This is a genomic window from Bradyrhizobium sp. USDA 3397 (assembly GCF_054060965.1).
Map to the genome: position 1 here is coordinate 4,009,893 of NZ_JBSSDS010000001.1, position 18,409 is coordinate 4,028,301.

The following is an 18,409-nucleotide window of genomic DNA, read 5'->3' on the forward strand; positions in this document are numbered from 1 at the left end:
CGGGAAACGCACGAAGCCGGAGATACGCCGTTCCGCATCTCCGGCTTTCCGGATATCAGGCTGCGCGGTCGAGCAACTTCTTCGCGCGCGCCTCCAGATCGAGTCGTGCGTCCTGATGGGTCTTGCCCCGCGCAACCGCTGTGATGCCTTGCACGAAATCGAACACGCTTTCGGGCTTTCGTCCTTCCTCGGCCAGCACCGTTTCGATGATCTTCGCCGTCTCGTTCTTCGAGAAGCCACGCTTGCGCAGGAGCTCGCTGCGGTCGTCGTCGGTGCGGGCAACGATCATCTCTCGCGCCGCCCTGATGCCGTTGACGAAGGGCATCGCTGAGGAATTGGCAAAGTTGGTCAGCGCCGGCACCGCCTCGTGCGCGAAGCGTGAGGCGGCGTATTTGGAGTGGCGAATGGTGATCTCCTCGAAATCCTCGACACCCCAGAGATTGCGGTTCTGGCAGACGGCGCGGAGATAGAAGCTCGCCATGCCGAGCGTCTTCGAGCCAACCTCGGAATTCCAGCAGTAGAAACCGCGGAAGTAGAGGTCCGGCGACCCATCACGCAGCCGGCCGGCCTCGATCGGGTTGAGGTCGTCGACCAGGAAGAGGAAGACGTCGCGGTCGGACGCGTAGAGCGTCGTCGTATCCTGGCTGACGTCGACATGCGGATTATAGATGCCGGTCGACCAGTCGAGAACGCCCGGGACCTTCCAGCGCGTGTCGCCCGTGCCATTGCCGGCGATGCGCTGAACGGCCTCAACCAATTCATGGTCGAAGATCCGGCCATATTCTGGGCCCGTAACGGCGCGAAGCTCAACGCGACCATCTTCGATCTCCAGCGTCTTGACCTGCTCTCCGCGATGAGAGCTGAGGCCAAATTGGAGGTTGATGCCGGCCAGCGGTGCCGGAAGCTGCCGGAGGTAGGCCGCTGGCGCTCCGACCAGGCTGGCGAGTTGGCCGAAACTCCAGTGGGTCGGTGCAATCGGCGTGTCAGAGCCAGGCAGCACCAGGGCCAGGCGCTCGGCATCGTCGCGGCTGGCTTCAACCCGGATTGCAGCGCTCTCGACGGTTCGGGTCCGACTTCGCTCGGTCCGTCCACTGCGGCATAGAGGTCCGACAGGGATAGATAGCGCTCGTCTGCTGGCCGCGAGAACCATTCCGACGATACTCGGCCGACGCGCGTCCCGCGGGTCACGTCCACCTTGTAGCCACCCACGCGATCGCGGCCGGCGCTCAAAACTTCGACTTGGGTCATGGGTCATCTCCACGACAGGCGCCGGAGGCCTCTCCTCCGTTCTTCAACCCGTCATGGCAAAGCCCGTCCGCCCTCTCACTCTAATGGGGGCGTTGCGGGGCTCCCTCCGCAGAAGGGGTCGGCCGAGACCGGTGGGCTCGGACGCAGGGGAAGGCCTTCCCCTCAAGGGTCTTCCCCGGCGTTCAGAATGTCATCAGAGCAACAGGTCGCGTAACCCGATGGATCTGCTCGGAAAGTTTAGTGCACCGCAAACGAGGCGAACGGAAAACTAGTCCGAGTTTGCGGGTACCTCAAACATTTCCATACGGCAGCTTGACTTGATGTCCCGCACATCGTCTGAACTATCCTTCAGAGATCACCACGTAAGCGATGAAACCAAACGACGCTCGATATCGGCAGCGTCAAGAATACGAAGATTAGCTCGAACCGGTATGTTGTTTTTGAGGAACTGATCTCAAATGCGATCGACTCGTTCCTGATCCGCAAGCACGAGGACGCCTCTGCAGCGGACATGCTGGTAGACATCGACGTCGAGTTTATTCGAGCTGACATGTTTGATGATCGCGAGTCCATGATCGTTTCCTGCAAAGACAATGGATGCGGGTTGGGAGACGATCAGCTAAAGGCGTTTCTGACCAAGGACACCTCCTACAAGGACGACCTTCCGATCTTCGGGATTGGTCAGTGCAAGGGTGCGGGACGAATCCAGTTTTTCCACCATTTCTCTGCTCTCGCGATCGACAGTACCTATCGCAACGAACACGATATTCTGAGGCGCCAATTGCGCTGGTCAGAGCCGCAGAAGCAGATCGACCCTGAAGATTTTAAGACCAGCATAGGAAGTGAAAGCGCGATCGGGACAATCGTACGGCTGGAGCAATTCAAGGATACCGCTCTCACGCGTATTCAGCGCTCAGAGCCGCCCAGCGCCCTGTTCTCCGCGCCGGTTCTGAAGAAGCAAATGCTGGTTGCCTTCCTTCAGAGGTTGGTCGGCCTCGCGAGTCGGCTCGGGAGCTTCGAGATCAGGTTCACCACTCGCCATTGGAAAGAGGGCGAGTAGAGCGAGCTGTTGAGGCATTCCGACTTGCCGAAAGTCACGGCCGAGCGGGAGGCAGAAGTTGAGGAACGTGATCCCAGGAGCGGCGATGGTTTGGGAACGCACCAGAGATTCAAACTCTCTCACTATCAGCTTGATGCGACCATCTTCGACCTTCCAAGGAATGCCATCGCCTTTTGCGCGAAATCTTCCCCGGTAAAGGATATCACCTCTTATTACCTGCGGACCCGAACGGAGCAAAACAATCCGGTCGGCGGATTTCACCACATCGTGCTGGTCGAAAGCGACCACCTCGATCAGCGCGTGAACGAGCAGCGCGACGACTTCGACAACATTCCTGATGAGATACCTAGCGGAGACATGTTTTCAGTCGAAAAGCTGTCTTACGCAGCAATTCACGAGGCGATTGATCCGATCATCGAGGAGATGGTCGTCCCCGCGGATTGGGACAAGGACGACGTTCTGAAGCAAGTCACTGACCAGTTTGGTGTCAGCGAGGCGATGCTCCAAGATACCTCGACACGCATCGTTTATGGCGAAGCGGCCCAGTCGGTCGCTGAGCGCGTTCTAAAAAAATATCAGGAAAGAATCATTGATGAGACCGCGGAGATCTTCAAACTCAAAGAGGAAATTATAAAGGCCGAGCCGGATTCGGAGCAGTTTCGCGCTAAGATCAACGAGCTTTCGTGGAAATATACGTCATCCCTCATAGCATTTGACATGGCGAACCTATCGCAATTGATAGTCCGCCGCGCTGCTATCGTACAGATTCTCGATCTTGCGTGCCGTAAGCAACTCGCGGGACAGGCAGTTGCGGAGGGTGGTCGCCGGAAGGACGAGAAGATCATCCACAGCATCTTCTTTCCGATGCGGAGAGACAGCACGGAGATCGCTGACCACGACATTTGGCTCCTGAGTGAAGAATACCACTACTACGACTACATTGCCTCGGACGTGCCGCTGTCAAGCATCCGCTGGAATGACAGCGAAAGTGTTTTCGAAACTGACATCGACCAGGAGTTTCAAAAGCTGCTTGCCAAGCGAGCGGATGACAATGGTGGCAAGCGGCCAGATATTGCTCTGTTCAGCAAGGAAGGCTCTGCCATCATCGTCGAATTCAAGGCCCCGGGATTATCGACGGACGAACATGTCGGCGACCTTTCAGAGTACGCTCATTTGCTTGCGGCCAAGTCAGGAGGCAGGCTGAGGAAATTCTACGGATATCTTATCGGCGACACTATCAATCCCCTGCGTCTGAGCGGAACTTGGACTCCGTTTTCAGTCGGCCAGGGATGGTTTCAATCAAGCGCCCTCTTGGACCCTCGCACTCGGCAGCCGCTGGGTGAGACCTATTTTGAATTGCTCCACTTCGGTGACGTGATTGAGCGAGCAAAGAAGCGGATTGGCGTATACCAAGACAAGCTCAAACTGAATCTGCATCGGGACCATCATTGAAGCCGCGTTGAGGGCGAGGCAATGAGCTGGGCGAGCGCGCACCATGTGATCTTCCGAAGCATCGTGCGTGGCTAGTGGTATTGGGGTTTGTCTCCCGCCAATGAAAGCTATTCCCTGAGTTGCAGGCCGGCGCTGGCGCCCGTAATTCGTGCCCCTGTTCTGGTCGGTACGTTCGCGGTCGTCGCGGGAATTTTCGTGCCACTGCTTCTGGCCTGCGAAAGGCCTCATGCGTCAGCGCCTGTAGTCGTCGCCGCCGCCATGCACCTTCTCATGACCGGGTGTAAATTTAGAACGGCGATCGATCGTCCTTCTCCCAGCGGGCACGACGCACCTGATACTCGTCTGTCTTGAAGACGACGCCCTCCACATGGTGCACGCTAACGCTGTCCGGCATCACGCGAAGACTTGGCTCCCGCGGATCGGAATCGACCAGTGCTCCCGCCAATGCCGGCATGGCATCGAAGTCGGGCCATGCCGGCGATCTTTCCTTTTCTTCATCAACCTTTGGCGCCGGCGGCACCTCCTCGAATACGGAGTAATCGACTTCCCACCCCTCCGCGGTACTTTGCCCCGTCCTGGCTCTGATCTCGGTCCCGCTCGGAATTTCCATCGCCTCAACGCGCGCAGCCTTGTGGAATAGGACGACGTTGAGCACGTCTCCGGCGACCTGAACCGACGGGAAGATAATGCCATCGATGGGCACAGAGGATTCCGTTGCGAGAAAATCGGCGATGGCTTGAGTTGCCAAATACTCGAAAGGCTCATCGTCGGGCATGACTGGTTGGGTGATACGGCTGCTCAGAGATTTCAGAAATTGCGCTCGTTCCAGCCGGCGCGCAAAATCGACGTCAAAGATGCTTCCACGCATCTGGACATTCTTGAGCGCCGTCAGATCTAACAGCCGGAGTTTTCGGATGATGTTGAATTGCGCCACGGCAACCTTGCTTCCAACCGGAGGCCGCACCTCGGCGATGGCGGCCTTGGGGTCGTTGGCGCCGTAGAACACGGAAATGCCCCGCGCGTTCATGCGACCTGCCGCAGCCAACAGCGCCGGCGGCGAACCGAGCTGGAGGTCGGGCCGGCACATCGCCGCCTCGAGTTTGTCCTCGGACTGGAACACCCGGGCACGAAAGAGTGTATGGAAACCCGTACCCGGCCCCGCATCTACGACAAGCGGCTGCCCCTGCCGCGTCCGTAAAGCATCGACCCCGTCGAAGATGGCCGCCAGATGCGTAGCTGCAGTGCGGCTGAAGAAGCGCGCCTCGGTCTTGAGAGATTTCTCGAACCGACGCCATTCCTCGCGCCAGACATCATCGCTGACTTTTTTCTCCTGATAATAGCTATCGCTCGCGAACTCCGTCTCTTCACCCATGGCCGCGCTGTCGAAATCGCTATGTTCCTCCTCCAGGATTGACTGGACGTCCTGGGCCGCGTCTTCAGGAATTTCGGCGGCGTTTTGAATGGCGTACACGACATCATCGCCATGTCGATTCCATTCGTAACTCAGCTCCTTGTCGCGCTGGAGCATATATTCGTAGTCGTTCGGTTGATCTGATGTTCGATAGTAGTGCTGCTCGAACGCGGTCGCCAAACGCTCGGCCATCTTGCCAAGGCTGTAGGTGCGACGTGTCTTGTCGCAATAGCTGCACTTGGCGCGTTTGCCCATTGCGCGAACTTCATCGCTTAGATACTGCTCGCCAATGCAGGCGTAGCATATGTGCTTCGCTGCGAGGTCGTCACTATCTACCGAATGCACGATATTTTCCACCTTGTTGCGCCATCGTCTCCTACCAAGTCGCTGCCCCCACAGGCAACCTGACCCTGTCCGCAATCCTCGATCCATTTGATTGCGCTACAGAATACGTCAAGCGCTGCGATACGCTGCTGGCATTGCCTCAAGCTGACGAGAATATCTCCGGGAACAAGGCGAGCGCGATCTTTCCTGACACGCTTTGGCGATCGTCTTGCGCCATTGTGCGTGCTTTGGCGATCTTGTTGCGAACACTGTCGATTTCAAGGAGAGCGTCCCTGTTGGTCAGTCGGGCGAAGGTGCGAATGAGGCGCACATAACGCTGTCGTCGATCGACATTGAGAAAGGAGTTGAGCACCTCGACAAGATTCTGCTGCCGCGACCCGACCGGCCGACCGTCGACCAGGGAAAGCATGCAGTTGATCAGTGCATCCACGTCGAGCTCGTGCAGCTCCTTGACGTCGCTCCCCGCAATCTCGACTTTGGCGACGAGTTCGGCAAAGAGGGCCTCACGCTCTTTCCATTTCGTACCTCTCTCTCCGAGCGCGCCGCGCCAGCGTGAGAGAAAGTCATGATGCCAAGGCGGCCTTGACGGGACCGCGTTTGCGCGCCCTCCCTCGATCCAATTGAGGTCGGAAAGCGCGACCAATTTCGAGCGCCACGCGTCTTCATCCAGCCAGAACGCGCGCAAGATGACTTCTTGCCTCTGTTTGGAAAGGGCTATCGTTTCATCGTCCATTGAGAACAAATTCTTGTCGTGGGAGTAGAAAATGTCCTCAAACGAACTGAGTAATCGGCCGCTCGTGGGTGGCTCAAAGTTCCAAGTTAGCCAAATCAGGCGAATGGACGCGTTCTCATAGAAATCCTCGCGTTGCACTATGATGGGGATTTGCGTGGTTGCAAGTTGAACCTCCACGACGAGTGGCATGCCATCATAGATCGCGCGTACGTCCGGCCGCCGTCGGCCATTCTCTAGGATGAGATACTCATCGACAACGACGCTTCCTGCGGTCGTGCGCGGATCGTTGGTCAATAACTCACCTACGATATGTTTTATTTTAGCATGCAGCGGGCTTTCCTGCGCTCCGTCAAATTGCTGCGCGCTAACGATATCGACGCTGGCCGGCGTCCCCGTCCACCAGGGACAAACTTGTGGGGCACCCGGGTGGTGTTTCCAGTAAGGCTGGCCGGTTCCGGCCTTCGCGCGGAGCATAGACGGCATGTCCGCATTTCGTGCAGACGAAACGCGCTTTCCTGTCGAGCCGCGCGCGCGTCGCCGCGCGACGGAGAAGCTGATAATCGTCCTTGCTCATCGCTATGAGCGCATCACTCGTGATGCTGTGCATCGATGCAAGGTCAACCACTCTCTTGAGTGTCCTTCGGAGAATCGCCTTGACCATCTACCGAATCCCCCTTCCTCCGGCGTGATCATTGAGCATTTGTGGGATCGCGCGCTACGGAAAATCGCCTGGGTCTCAAGGAAGTCCGAGCCGACGGCATGACCGACGGCGGGGCGAAGCCGCAACTCGCGGCGCCACCGGTTGTCAGCTGGGCAGCCGGCCGTCAGGTGTCCGCACCGGGAAGAATGGGTTCTTCGCCGAAGGGGCGGTTAATGATCGACAGCGCGTCGGGCGCGGTGAAGACGCGGTTGCGCGCATAGCCGGTACGCTCGTTCAAGATTTTATTCTCGACCAGTTGCTCTACCGCTTGCGAGGCTGCAGGCACCGTAATGCTGAGAAGCGAGGCCAGACGCTTGACGGTCAGCACCGGATAGTGCGGCAGAACATCGAGTGCGCGCAGGCTGGCTGAACCCTGGCGAAACTTCCGCCGCTTCCGCCATAGATCGCCAAGTGCTGACAAAGCGGCGCGGGTCTTCAGGAGCTCATCTGTGGTGCCGACAATCGCATCCGCCATGAACCCGACCGCTTCATGCCATTCGAGGCGCTGCTGAGCCGCCTTGAGCGACTCATAATAAGCTGTCTTGTGGGCTTCAATGTACGGCGACAGGTAAATCGGCATCATGCCTTCGGCGGCCATCATCAATGGCAAAAGCAGACGGCCAACGCGGCCATTGCCACCACGAAACGGGTGGACCGCCTCAAAATGTGCGTGCGCGACCGCCATTCGCACGATGAAGCTCTGGTACATTGCCTGCATGCCCTCGCAGCGCATGTACTTCATCGTGTCCTCAAGACACGCGGCAATGTCCGACGGTGGTGTCGGATTGTAGGTTGAGTAAGCGATATCGCCCCTGCCGCCGATCCAGACGACAACCTGACGAAGATCGCCGGGTTTGTCTTTGTATTCGGCGTCGCCGCGCATGACGGCGCGATGCAGATCCTGCACCAAACCGCTTGTGAAGATTTCCAGTTTCTCTTGTCTGGCCCGAGGCAGGAAGTCATCGAGCGCGAGCGCGTAATCACGCACCTGAACTACCGCCTCGCCCTGCTGGGAATCTTCGCTTTCTTCACCGGACAGCAATTCGTCAAGCGTGCTGTTGGTGCCTTCGATCGCCGAACTGCTGACAGCTTCCCGCCGCGGCAAGATGCGGCTTATAAGGTACGGGTCCTTTAGTTCGGCCGCGAGCGTCTCGGTGCGCACCAGGGCTGCATCCGCCGCCCTGAGCCGGGCAAGGACCGCCCCCACGGCAACGCCATCCTCAGGCGGGGGCAGCGGAACCACGCCGTAATGCGCGGCATGGGGGGCCGGTAGCCGCTTCAATTGTTCCCGCACGGCGTGAATGAGATTCTCGCGGTTCAATGGAAACCTTTCGCAGAGGAGCTAGTATCGGGCACCATAATAAAGGTTATTTATGTATACTTCAATAAAGCGGCTGGCGGGGGATCCTACGTAAGGTTTTTGAGTTCCATCTCTTAGGAACCGCTTGCACGTACTGTCGTTACGACTTATGTTCCGTAACGACAGTACGGGGACATTTCGTGGCCGATCCTACAGTAGTCAGACGAGTAAAACGGCAGCGCGACGTTCGCTTGGCTGAAGGCTGGCAGGAAGTCCGCGTGTGGGTGCCCACCGAACAAGACGCAAACGACATCAGAAACCTCGCCGCCGATCGCAGGGCAAAAGCCAAAGCGCTCGCCGGCCTCGACGAAGGAATTAAGAGCATGCCCCCAGAAACACTGCACCGTATTGCCGAGGCGATCGCATCCCAAGGCTCGGCAGCCTACACAACTCCCTCCGGGCCCGTACTGGACCTCCTCACCAAACTCGCGGAAGAGGACGACCTCGCGAGCTTCTCACGGGCCTTCATTCTTCTGGCGCGCGCCGAACCGGCTAACGCTGCTTTTGTCGCGGGAGCAGTGCCGGCAAAGATTTCCAACTTCCTGATCAAGCACCGCGGCGTCAAGGCGACCGCGCTGATTAAGTGGACGGAGTCCAATCCGGATTGGGCTGAGAAGCTCAAGAACGCACTGCGTGATCCCGATCTATTTGTTCGGGTCATCGAAGGCTTCGCCTCTGCGATCAAGCAAGGTGCCGCCGCTCACTAGATCTTTGACAAGGAACCGGCGGCGTTTCAACAAAGCGGCGCCGGTTTCCTTGTGACTCGGATGAGCCTTCACATTGAATGCGCCTTAGGGCGACTCGCCTTGCCATGCTAGACTGGGCGATGCCCTTTCCAGTCACCCCCACAACCGGAGACGATCCCCGCCAGTTTCTGGTCCAAGACCCGACGGGGGTTCGCCATCCGATTATCTCCTTGCTGGCAATCGACAACCACACACACCGCGTCTCTGGTCTCGGCACGGCGTTCCGTATCGACCCCTTCGGAGGATATCTGACCGCGCAGCACGTGCTTGAAACATGGCTCGGGCCTTCGCGCCCGCGGTCGACGGTTGTCGGTCTTCTCAACCCGGGGCTTGTCTATGGGCGTGCCCCGATCGGGGTCGACGGGATGGTGATGATTGCGTCCGCGACCGCCTTTCGCACCCCGCCAGAAGACATTGCCCTTGATCGGCTGCTCAACCGTGACTCGAGCCGCATGTCACTCGACTGCATGATGCTGTCGTTCAAAGCAGACAACACGCGCTTGAACGCAGTACGCGATTTCCTTCCCCTGCGGCTGACCGGGAAATGGCCCAAGGTCGGCGATGAGGTCATGGCGATGGGATTTCCCGAACTGCAATCGATACGGGACCGCGAGATCGACGCGGATGTTCTCGCCGAGCGCATGTATGGTTCTATTGGCCGCGTAACCGCAGTGCTGCCGAGTGGCCGCGAACATCGGCCTTGGCCGACATTTGCGGTCGACAGCCATTGGCCCGGCGGTATGAGCGGCGGACCCGTGTTCAACCAGGACGGAGAGGTGATCGGCCTCGTCAGCTCAAGCGACGAGCCGGGAAGCGACGGTGCGCAATCCTACGCCTTTTGGTTTGCGCCGATCCCGGGTCTTCAACGCAACCTCCCTCACGTCGACCCATCGAACCCAGGATGGGTGCGCGGTTGGGCGGTGGTGCGCAACGCTCCCTGGCATGTTGCGGCAATGACCAACGACCGCGCAAGGGCAGAGGAAATCTGCGCGACGCTGGCGTCGGACTATTCGGTTCGCTTTGGCTCCCTGAGGGCTGGCTCAGATGACTTTATTGGTTCGGCCGATTAGGCGGGTCAGCTAGATTGGAAGCCGACCAAGTATGCCGATTTCACCAAGTCGTGGGCTCGACCTTTCCCACGCACGCATTCAAGTCAACGATGCCGACATGAGCAAACCATTTGATCTTCTCAATCTCTATGCCCGCTTCAGCCGCGAGCGAAAGATTTCCGTAACGGCACCCCAGACAGCCCAGGAATTCCTCGCGGCGATCGGCGCGCAGCTCGACAAGGCATTGACCGATGACACCCTAATACATGGCCAACGAACAGCGGCAATGTTCGAAGCCATGGTGGTGGCGCTTGGTCATTACAAGCTGATGAAGGTCGAAGATACCGGGCGCGTCTATCCTGTCGGCAGATATCGGGCGCCCGATTTCCGGATCGTACTGGAAGACGACGAGCAATGGCTGGTCGAAGTCAAGAACGTCTACGAGGCGGATCCGGTCCGGCAAGAACGTCAGATCATGACACCGTCTTATTTGTCCTCGCTCGACAGCTACGCGCGGGCAACACGAGCCACGCTCAAGGTAGCCGTCTATTGGGCCAGATGGGGCATCTGGACGCTGGTGTCCCCGCACGATCTGCTGAACGAAAATGGCTACCTCAAGCTCGACATGAAACATGCCGTCCGCTTCAATGAGCTGGGCAGGCTCGGCGATATGACAATCGGCACAACGCCGCCGCTCACACTTCGGCTAACCGCCGACAAGCCCAACGCCATCGGCCCCGACGGAATGGCGCCTTTCACGGCTGGAGAGGTCACGATGCTCAGTGAGGATCGTGTCCTCACGCGTACGGACGAGCAAGAGATCGCGTGGATATTCATGAATCTCGGGGAATGGGCCGAGCAGGAGACCAAGGCCATTGTGACTGACGGAAGATTGTCGGCGATCGAGTTTTCTTGGCTGCCCGACGAACGGCTCAACGAGGACACTGAGAGATTTGAAATAATCGGCACGCTGAGCCGGATGTTTTCCCGCCACTATTCGCAACGGGCCAACGGAGAACCGGATTCAGTGCAAATTGAACTTGAACATCGGCCCAACTGGTTCGCGCCACTGATATCGTCCGACTACAAAAGTGATGCGTTGCCGCTATGGCGCTTCGTCCAGCAGCCGCTCGCGGTGAAGACGGCAAATAAGAGTTGAGGTATAGAAACGCCGCGCGGAGCTTGACGGCTCAGTTTGCTGTACTCCTGCCGATGAATCTCGGTTTCGTCGGATCACGCAGCGACTCTGCCTCGTGAGCCGACAACAGCGCCGAGAACCAAGAGTGCAGCATAAGACAAGCACCAGCCAATGATCGCAAATACAATGCCCGTGAGGGTCGTCGGAAGCGCGGGCGCATAGGCGCTCCAGGCTTGCGCCATGATCGGCTTGTCGTAGTCGACCGCTACCGCCAGGATGGCCGCAGGCGTGACGCCATTCGCCAAAGCCGATTGCTGCTCGTTCAGCCGCTCCAGCCTTCGAACATATTCCGTCATTCGCTGCGCCTGGTCGCGCACCAGTTGTTCTGGGTTTTTCGCCATGACACCGAGTGCGCCCGATCGGTCATAACCCGAGCGGCGGGAGTCCTCGTCGAAGTTGCGCACAATGACTGTCAGCTCGTCGGCTGCGCCACCGAGCCGCTGCCTATACTGTTGCAGAAGCTCAGGAATCTGCGCAAACAGCAAGGCACCCAGAAGCGACAAAACCGCAAAGAGTCGTTGCATTGCACCACTCCTTCTGGCGTCGAGACCACCGCTTTGAAGGTTTCAATAACCTCGATTCGGTCATTCGGGTCCAATCACAAGAAGTGGTTGTCGGCCCGCCCTTCCGCCCCAGTCGGCCGAGGGCGTTCAGCCCGTTTTGGAGACCTGTAGCGGGCTCTATGCACCGATTAGCTTCGCTCGAGAGCAATCGAAATGTTGGACGATGTGCTACAATATGCGGCGGGAATGGAAGCTGTGTCACCAGTCGAGAATTCAGGATGAACCCAAAGCGCAAGGTCGCGCAAATTGACCGTCTGGCTGGTGCAGTTGGCTACATCGCCACCGATTTCGAGAGGTTTGCCGGACTATTTCTGGACGCCCTGCTCGAGGTGCCTCTGAACCATCAAGGGACCAATCTGGTCGGCTATGCCGTTGGCGGCGTGGTCGACACAGTCAGCGACGACGGCCGGATAGTCGCCGAGTACTCTGATGCTCGTGGTTATTTTGAGCGCCCGATGGCCAAGGCGGATAACGATCTGAGAAAGGCGCTCAATCGCAAACCGTCCGCACGGGACATCTTCCTGCTGTCGGGCCAGCGAAAGCGGCCTCAAGTCGCCCAGGAGTTCGAAAGCGCCGTCAGAACGTGGCCGGAAATGGAGGGCAAGACTCTGCACCTGTGGGGCGCGGAGGAGATCGCGACCCAGCTGATCGAAAAGCTGATCTTCAGCGACACTGTTGTTCGAAGGCTCGCTCCATACCTGCCCGAGCTACAGAGGATCCAGGATGAAGAGGCGGTGAGCCGCCTGGTCCCCGCCCCGGATCGAAGCCGCATTGTTCGCCCAGATGTCGACGCCGACATCTCGCGGCGCCTGTCGGAAAGTCCAGTGGTGACCATCAGCGGTATCGCCGGGCTCGGCAAGTCAGCGGCAGCTGCCGCTTACGCCACGGACCACGAAGACCAGTACGACCTCGTGATCTGGCTAGACGCGGGGGAAGTCCGTCGGCCCGAGGATCTCCAGGCCCTCCCTTTGGTGCGAGGCGGCGAAACCCGGAACGTCACGGTGCTGCTGCGCACCGGGGCCTGTCTGTTAGTAATCGATGACGCCGAACCCGGTCTTTCGACGGTGCGCCTTGGTGAACTTTGCGGGCCCCGCTCACGGATCATCCTCACGCAGCGGTCGGCACAACCAGGCTCATACGAACTGCCAATGTTAGTTCGTGGGGAGGCACAGAGCCTGCTCGACCGGGATGGCGCGATGTGCCCAGCTGATGTGTTTGACATCATCTGGTCCACGGTGGGCGGCCATCCGCTGACCCTGGGTCTGATCAGCGCTGCCGTGCGGCAGGGCGCCACATGGGACGAGATCGTTCTTGACTGTCGGGCTGTCGGCGAACTGGAACATCATGGCCAGCGCCTCGCCGACCGGCTCCTGGGGCGCCTGCGTCCTGCCCTCGAGCGCGAGCTGTCTGTCTTCGCCTGGGCCGAGCAAGCAACTTGCGGGCAGGACTTTCTCGAGTATGTCGTCCAGCCGCTCGGCATTCGCAAGCTCCGCAGCCACGGGCTTACAGCTGCTGACCGAAGCGGGATTATTCGGCTCCACGATGTCGTGTACGCGGCGCTGAGCGGCGGCGGCTGGTGTCCCCCGGAGCGGCGCGTCGAGCTGGATGCCGCGCTGGAGGCCTATCTGCACGTCGCGGCGAGTGAGCCTGGTCTGCGTCTTTGGACGATCGGGCGCATCCTCCTCCCTAAGCTCAAGAAGCTGATTGCTGCAGGAGCTCGCTCCGCCGCGTTCCGTTACGCGCTGCTCACGGTATCGGATCATACCGAACTGCGGCCCGAACTCGCGGGCGACCCATTGGCCGACGCCAACGCGCTGGCAGGACGCACGCCGGCGCCTTTGGCGTTAATGGCAATTATCGAAGCGATCGAGCAGCTGTTCCTCTACGACAAGCTGGAAAGCGATGAGATCGCTAAGGCCCGGCTGCGGGAACGCCTGTCAGCCTTCGACACACTTACCGGACTTCCCGGGCTCACCGACAGGCAGGCTGCCGAAGTGCAGCATCACAAGGGTAAGGCGCTCAAGAGACTTGGTGACTCCGCCGCCGCGGCCGAACTCTTTGAGCAGGTGCTGAGCGGGCCCTCGCCCATGCACGAAACCCGCCTGCAGTTGATCGATATCTACCGGGGCAATCCCGCCAAAGTGGCTCGGGCGATTGAGCTGGTGGATGAAATCCTCGCTCGCGCTCCCGGCGAAGATAACGTGACTTACTCGGTTCTCCTGGGTGTGATCGAGCGCTTGCCATGGGGCTCAGGCAACTGGCGAGCAGGCCTTATCCGACGCCATGCAGACGCAATCGAGCGAACGATCGTCGAGGCAGCGAATGTCGGCGTGCTGCAAGCGATTCGTGCGTTCGCTGCGCTCGGGCGCTACCTCTCGACCGAAGAGCCGGTCATGTTTGGGCGCATCTTCAAGCAGCTCTCCGAGCCCGCGCTAGAAGGCTTGCAGACCGACAGCGATCGTTTTGCGTGGGCTGAGGTCTATTTCGAGGCAGCCCGCCTGCCGGGTGCCGACGCTTCCGGCTTCCATGCCAAGGCCCTCGCCCTCCATGAGTCCCTGGTCCGACCACAGCTTTTCCACCTCCAGCGGCGCGCCGAACTCCTGATCGAAATGGGTCGGCCGGCCGGAGGCGAGGCCGTCCTGCGGGAGCGGAAGGAGCTTGAGACGAGCGAGTGGCTCCAGAGGCTCATGGCGCGCGCGCGGCGTGCGCAGGGAGACGCAGCCGAAGCGTTGGTCTGGATCAACAAGGCACTGGATCGACTCCGGGCGGACCATTTTCGCAGCGAATTCTTGGAACTGCGTTATGACATCCGGACCGACCTTGGCGACGCTCACGCCACCGAGGATCTCGTCGAGGCTCGTGTAGCGAGTCAGAAGGACGTCGAAGCGGCCCGGCTAGATATGCGGCTCAACGACGCCGGACTTGGACGGCAAGTGGGATCACGACGATCTACTTGACCGACGCATCCCAATCCGTGTCGCCCGCTTCTCGACGCAAGTGGAAAGCGTTCGACACTGATTGACGGGTGTTGCTTTTAAGAACCAACGGGAAGCGCCTCGAACACGTTACTTCAACTACTTTCGCCGAGGAGACCGGTTCTGCATAATCGATCCGTGACAAGTTCCGGCAAAGGCATCGAGAAACGTTGAGCTAGGCCCCCCAAGCATCGATAATTTGTGCGAGCGGAAACGGGGCTTTTTCTTTCGACCACTCATGGAAAGGCGCCGCCGTCTGGCTATAGGGGCTGGGATCGGGCCTATCGAATTGCACTCGCGTCGGGATGTGGAACGCGCTGCCGAAGACAATCGCTTCGCCTGACGACAATATCGTTACCTGATCGAGCAAGCGCCGGGCTTGCATCGGGATGATGCGACGGAAATGGTCGATGTCGTCCGGATTCTGGAGACGATGGCTGATGAAGTTAGCGCACTGACTGATGATAGTCTGGCTAATCTCGCTCGGACGTTGGCTGGCGATGATGAGCGACAGGCCGAACTTGCGCCCTTCCTTTGCGATACGCTCAAAGGTCAGTCGCGCCAGTCGATGACCCCGATCTTCGTCCGCGCGAGCCGGTCGGGCATAATTATGCGCTTCTTCGAGGACGAGAACCCACGGATGTTTGTAGCGTGACGCAGCGGGCAAGCGTTCCCGCGCCTCCAGCAACACGCGCCCGATGACGGCACATGCATAGGGCAGCACTTCGTTGCTCAGCATCGAAAGATCGAGCACCGACACCTTTGGACCTGTCGTAGCCCCCAATCCGAAACGAGCGAACCAGGCGGACAAACTAGCGATAGCAGTGTCAGCGTCTTCATAGTTGAGGAACGCACGCCACCTTTGGTCATCAAGGCGGGTCTTCAAACGCAGCTTCAGCGTGGTGAGATGGGCGTCCACCCGGAAGGTGTCCTCCTTCGATACGGCGCGGTTGATCAGTGATGGATCGGTTAATGTCGAGCGCGCGATCGGAAGTGGAGAGTCCGCAGTGCGCGCGCCAGCCTCCGCTGTATCACGCCCACCGACAATCTTGGATCGGATGGCGTCCTTGAGCTTCTCTGCTTCGGCCGCGATCACAGCCTGATTGTTCATGACCTCGGTGTTGTAGTCGTTGGCGGAGCGATGTGAGGTGAACAGTCTGTCGAACGCCGTGGTGTCGATATCGGTGTTCGCAAGATGGCCGGTAACGGCGTCACAATAGGAACCCGCCGCCTTCTTCTTGATCTTTGTAAGTTCGTTGAGAAGTTGATCGAGCGCGCTCATTGCATTCTGCAATGAACCGAGACTGGCCGCAGCTGTGGCGTTGCCGCCCTTCGCAATCGCCCACCAGTCTTTCAACACGGGTTCCTGTGTCTGTTCCGCCGCGCTCAGCCATGCACAAATCTCCTCCGCGTTCAGGAACCAGAGCGGGACGCTGAACTCTTTGCCATTGAGATAGATGCGATCCGGCATACGAACCGCTGCTTTTGCGGCAGGAAAGGCTTTGGCGTATTCGCCATTAATATCGAGAATGAAGACATGCGGCTCCTCTGCTGCGCCGTCGAGCGCCTTCATGGCCTTCTGAATGAGGCTCGACACCGAGAATGACTTGCCTGACCCGGTGTTGCCGACGATGGCCAAGGGCCTCGAGAACAGGTCATTGTAGGACGCCCGGACGACGTTACGCGCCTGGCCCGTCGGAAATCCGATCTTCAAGTCGCAGTCAAAGTCCCTCGCATCATAACCCTCCGGCCTGTTGCGACGGGGCGGGATTTCGAACACGGCGCGCAAGATGTCAGGTGATCCGATTTCCGCCGGTGTATCGAGTGTTGGCAGAATGGATATACCCGGACTGAAAGACGGCTCATTATCGGCATGCTCGATGGTACCCAGCAACTGCACGCTGGCGGTCCGACGCGGCTTCATGAGTTCCAGGCTCAGTTCATCGCCGCTGGTGGGATCGAAGCTCTCACGTGCCTCAAGATCAGTAATGATGCCAATGACGGTTTCGCCCGCCCCCAACGAAAAGGTCAGATACGCGTTGATCGCGATCGCAGCCTGAACCCCATCAAGGGTCGCGCGCAGGGCCGATCTGGTTTCGGGCAGCAATTCCACCTTCACCCGGAAGCCTTGAACCGAGACAATATGGCCGACGAGACGTGGATTATCCATCTCACGCCTCCGGAGCGGGTTCAGCGGGCGTCGCGGACGAAGCTATTTGCTTTTCGAATCGCCGCAGGCGCAGGAAGTCGTCCAGCCATTGCACGTCGGGCATTACCGAGCGGGCGAAATCATCAAACGTCGCGTGTTTGAACTTGCTAGCAGCAAAGGCGGCATCCGTCGGGCACAAGACGAAGGCGCGCTTGCCGAGGTCCTTATAGCGGCGTACCCGCTCGATGACCGGGCTGGCTGGATTAGGTTCGACCACGAGCATCACCAACGACGGATTCATGAGCGCATTCTCAATGATGCGACTAACGTGATCATCGCCAAAGCCGTAACCGAGAACGAGCAGGAAGGTCTGGGGGACACCGAGGCGCACCTGAAAGGACCGGAAGAGATGCGCATAGGGCATCGTCAGGGTCTGCGCGAACTTGTTAGCAGTCGGCAGGATTCCAACCGATGGCGTTCCGCCGGTCAATTTGACGAGCACTGCTGCCTTTTCATCCCGGTTCAAACCTGCATAGGTTCGGAACGGGACGAGGTCGGGGTGCCGCGCGCGCATCTCACCGTCCTGTTCAAACCAATGAATGGATCCGTGCAGTTTGTAGAAGTGCAGGAACTTGTCGAAGCGCCGCACTCGCCCTTCGGCAACCTCACCCGGATAATAGACGTCGAGCCCATAAACCGATGGATCGAAGCGAGCGGCTGCTCGGCCGGTGAAGCCGTCGAAATATTGGATGCCTAGCAACTCCAACGCCTGCTCGAACAGCGTGTCGTAATTCAGCGTGAAGAGATGAGTTCGGCCAAGATTGCTGTCACGCGCGACGAGCTTGGACAAAAATGCGAGCTGCGGCGCGATCTCGCTTGCCGACTTCGCTTTGGCGGTGTCAGGCAAAGACAGGGCGCATTCCGAGAAGATCGACATGCGCAGCCGATCAACAAACCATTGGAGGTCATCAAGGCTTGGAGCTGGCGTGCCCGGCCAGGTGACGCCAGAAAATGGTGCGTCCTTTGAGTTACCAACGACGAGGGAATTGGCAACGAATGATAGCCACTGCTCGAACCCCATGGTGGGCTCATCGAGTAAGTCGGCCAATGAGACGGCATCCCGACGCGCCTTGATGATAGGGCCGACTGAGGCGGGCACGTCGGGGAGAGCCTCGATCGTCTCGAAGACGGCGGTTTCAAGATTCACCATGGTCTTCCCGCCAGCCGAAACCGACGTGCCAGATCCCGTCAGAACGACGAGATTCTCCATACGCAGCCATTCGGAGATCAGCGCCTGGAGGCGAATGCGCCCTTGCTTCTGATCAAGCCCAAGCAGCAGGTCGCCTGCGTTGCCGTCCTCAGTCAGGCCGATGAGCTGATACTCGATGGGTTCAGGCGCTCCTCCTGTCATGCATTTCCC

Annotated in this window: 12 protein-coding genes and 1 pseudogene; 6 read left to right on the forward strand and 7 right to left on the reverse strand. The window is 59.0% G+C overall.

What is annotated here, in order from left to right; all coding sequences use genetic code 11:
- Positions 1 to 55: 55 nt before the first annotated feature.
- Positions 56 to 1,248 (reverse strand): annotated as a pseudogene (locus ACVWYQ_RS18385) (DUF932 domain-containing protein).
- 511 nt (positions 1,249 to 1,759) lie between these two features.
- On the opposite strand from ACVWYQ_RS18385, the gene ACVWYQ_RS18390 reads away from it, so the two are divergent.
- Both ACVWYQ_RS18390 and ACVWYQ_RS18395 read left to right on the forward strand, forming a co-directional pair.
- Positions 1,760 to 2,308: a hypothetical protein gene (locus ACVWYQ_RS18390; RefSeq protein ID WP_456726239.1), complete on the forward strand. Its 549-nt coding sequence runs from the start codon at positions 1,760 to 1,762 to the stop codon at positions 2,306 to 2,308.
- A gap of 24 nt (positions 2,309 to 2,332) precedes the next feature.
- Positions 2,333 to 3,760 (forward strand): hypothetical protein, encoded by a 1,428-nt coding sequence (locus ACVWYQ_RS18395; protein ID WP_456726240.1) that lies wholly within the window; start codon positions 2,333 to 2,335, stop codon positions 3,758 to 3,760.
- A 286-nt stretch (positions 3,761 to 4,046) separates the two neighbouring features.
- Here ACVWYQ_RS18395 and ACVWYQ_RS18400 read toward each other — a convergent pair whose 3' ends face one another.
- The 3 genes from ACVWYQ_RS18400 to ACVWYQ_RS18410 form a co-directional block, all read right to left on the reverse strand.
- Positions 4,047 to 5,528 carry an RES family NAD+ phosphorylase gene (locus ACVWYQ_RS18400; protein WP_456726241.1) on the reverse strand — a complete coding sequence of 494 codons (1,482 nt, stop codon included), beginning with the start codon at positions 5,526 to 5,528 and terminating at the stop codon, positions 4,047 to 4,049.
- A 127-nt stretch (positions 5,529 to 5,655) separates the two neighbouring features.
- Positions 5,656 to 6,732, reverse strand: a complete 1,077-nt coding sequence (locus ACVWYQ_RS18405; protein ID WP_456726242.1) for a DUF6035 family protein — start codon at positions 6,730 to 6,732, stop codon at positions 5,656 to 5,658.
- Between the two features lie 341 nt (positions 6,733 to 7,073).
- The gene (locus ACVWYQ_RS18410; protein WP_456726243.1) at positions 7,074 to 8,270 is read right to left on the reverse strand and encodes a Fic family protein; all 1,197 of its coding nucleotides are present in this window, start codon (positions 8,268 to 8,270) and stop codon (positions 7,074 to 7,076) included.
- A 179-nt stretch (positions 8,271 to 8,449) separates the two neighbouring features.
- Here ACVWYQ_RS18410 and ACVWYQ_RS18415 point away from each other — a divergent pair, with 179 nt between their 5' ends.
- From ACVWYQ_RS18415 to ACVWYQ_RS18425, 3 genes are all read left to right on the forward strand, one after another.
- Positions 8,450 to 9,016 carry a hypothetical protein gene (locus tag ACVWYQ_RS18415; RefSeq protein ID WP_456726244.1) on the forward strand — a complete coding sequence of 189 codons (567 nt, stop codon included), beginning with the start codon at positions 8,450 to 8,452 and terminating at the stop codon, positions 9,014 to 9,016.
- A gap of 209 nt (positions 9,017 to 9,225) precedes the next feature.
- Positions 9,226 to 10,125: a S1 family peptidase gene (locus ACVWYQ_RS18420; protein ID WP_456726245.1), complete on the forward strand. Its 900-nt coding sequence runs from the start codon at positions 9,226 to 9,228 to the stop codon at positions 10,123 to 10,125.
- 97 nt (positions 10,126 to 10,222) lie between these two features.
- Positions 10,223 to 11,263 carry a hypothetical protein gene (locus ACVWYQ_RS18425; protein WP_456726246.1) on the forward strand — a complete coding sequence of 347 codons (1,041 nt, stop codon included), beginning with the start codon at positions 10,223 to 10,225 and terminating at the stop codon, positions 11,261 to 11,263.
- Between the two features lie 74 nt (positions 11,264 to 11,337).
- On the opposite strand, the gene ACVWYQ_RS18430 is transcribed toward ACVWYQ_RS18425, so the two are convergent.
- Positions 11,338 to 11,826: a DUF2937 family protein gene (locus ACVWYQ_RS18430; RefSeq protein ID WP_456726247.1), complete on the reverse strand. Its 489-nt coding sequence runs from the start codon at positions 11,824 to 11,826 to the stop codon at positions 11,338 to 11,340.
- 257 nt (positions 11,827 to 12,083) lie between these two features.
- Between ACVWYQ_RS18430 and ACVWYQ_RS18435 the strand changes: the two genes are divergently transcribed.
- Positions 12,084 to 14,822 (forward strand): hypothetical protein, encoded by a 2,739-nt coding sequence (locus ACVWYQ_RS18435; protein WP_456726248.1) that lies wholly within the window; start codon positions 12,084 to 12,086, stop codon positions 14,820 to 14,822.
- 193 nt (positions 14,823 to 15,015) lie between these two features.
- Here the strand turns inward: ACVWYQ_RS18435 and ACVWYQ_RS18440 are convergent, their stop codons facing one another.
- Positions 15,016 to 17,010, reverse strand: coding sequence for an ATP-binding protein (locus tag ACVWYQ_RS18440; RefSeq protein WP_456726249.1), 1,995 nt, complete (start codon positions 17,008 to 17,010; stop codon positions 15,016 to 15,018).
- 1 nt (position 17,011) lies between these two features.
- Entirely contained in the window at positions 17,012 to 18,400 is a 1,389-nt protein-coding gene (locus ACVWYQ_RS18445) for an SIR2 family protein (protein WP_456726250.1), read from the reverse strand.
- Positions 18,401 to 18,409: the final 9 nt, after the last annotated feature.

Excerpts from the sequence above, each read along its gene's own strand:
- ACVWYQ_RS18390 (WP_456726239.1), top strand. The coding sequence starts at position 1,760 with ATGCTGGTAGACATCGACGTCGAGTTTATTCGAGCTGACATGTTTGAT.
- ACVWYQ_RS18405 (WP_456726242.1), bottom strand. The coding sequence starts at position 6,732 with ATGCCGTCTATGCTCCGCGCGAAGGCCGGAACCGGCCAGCCTTACTGG.
- ACVWYQ_RS18425 (WP_456726246.1), top strand. The coding sequence starts at position 10,223 with ATGAGCAAACCATTTGATCTTCTCAATCTCTATGCCCGCTTCAGCCGC.
- ACVWYQ_RS18430 (WP_456726247.1), bottom strand. The coding sequence starts at position 11,826 with ATGCAACGACTCTTTGCGGTTTTGTCGCTTCTGGGTGCCTTGCTGTTT.
- ACVWYQ_RS18435 (WP_456726248.1), top strand. The coding sequence starts at position 12,084 with ATGAACCCAAAGCGCAAGGTCGCGCAAATTGACCGTCTGGCTGGTGCA.
- ACVWYQ_RS18440 (WP_456726249.1), bottom strand. The coding sequence starts at position 17,010 with ATGGATAATCCACGTCTCGTCGGCCATATTGTCTCGGTTCAAGGCTTC.
- ACVWYQ_RS18445 (WP_456726250.1), bottom strand. The coding sequence starts at position 18,400 with ATGACAGGAGGAGCGCCTGAACCCATCGAGTATCAGCTCATCGGCCTG.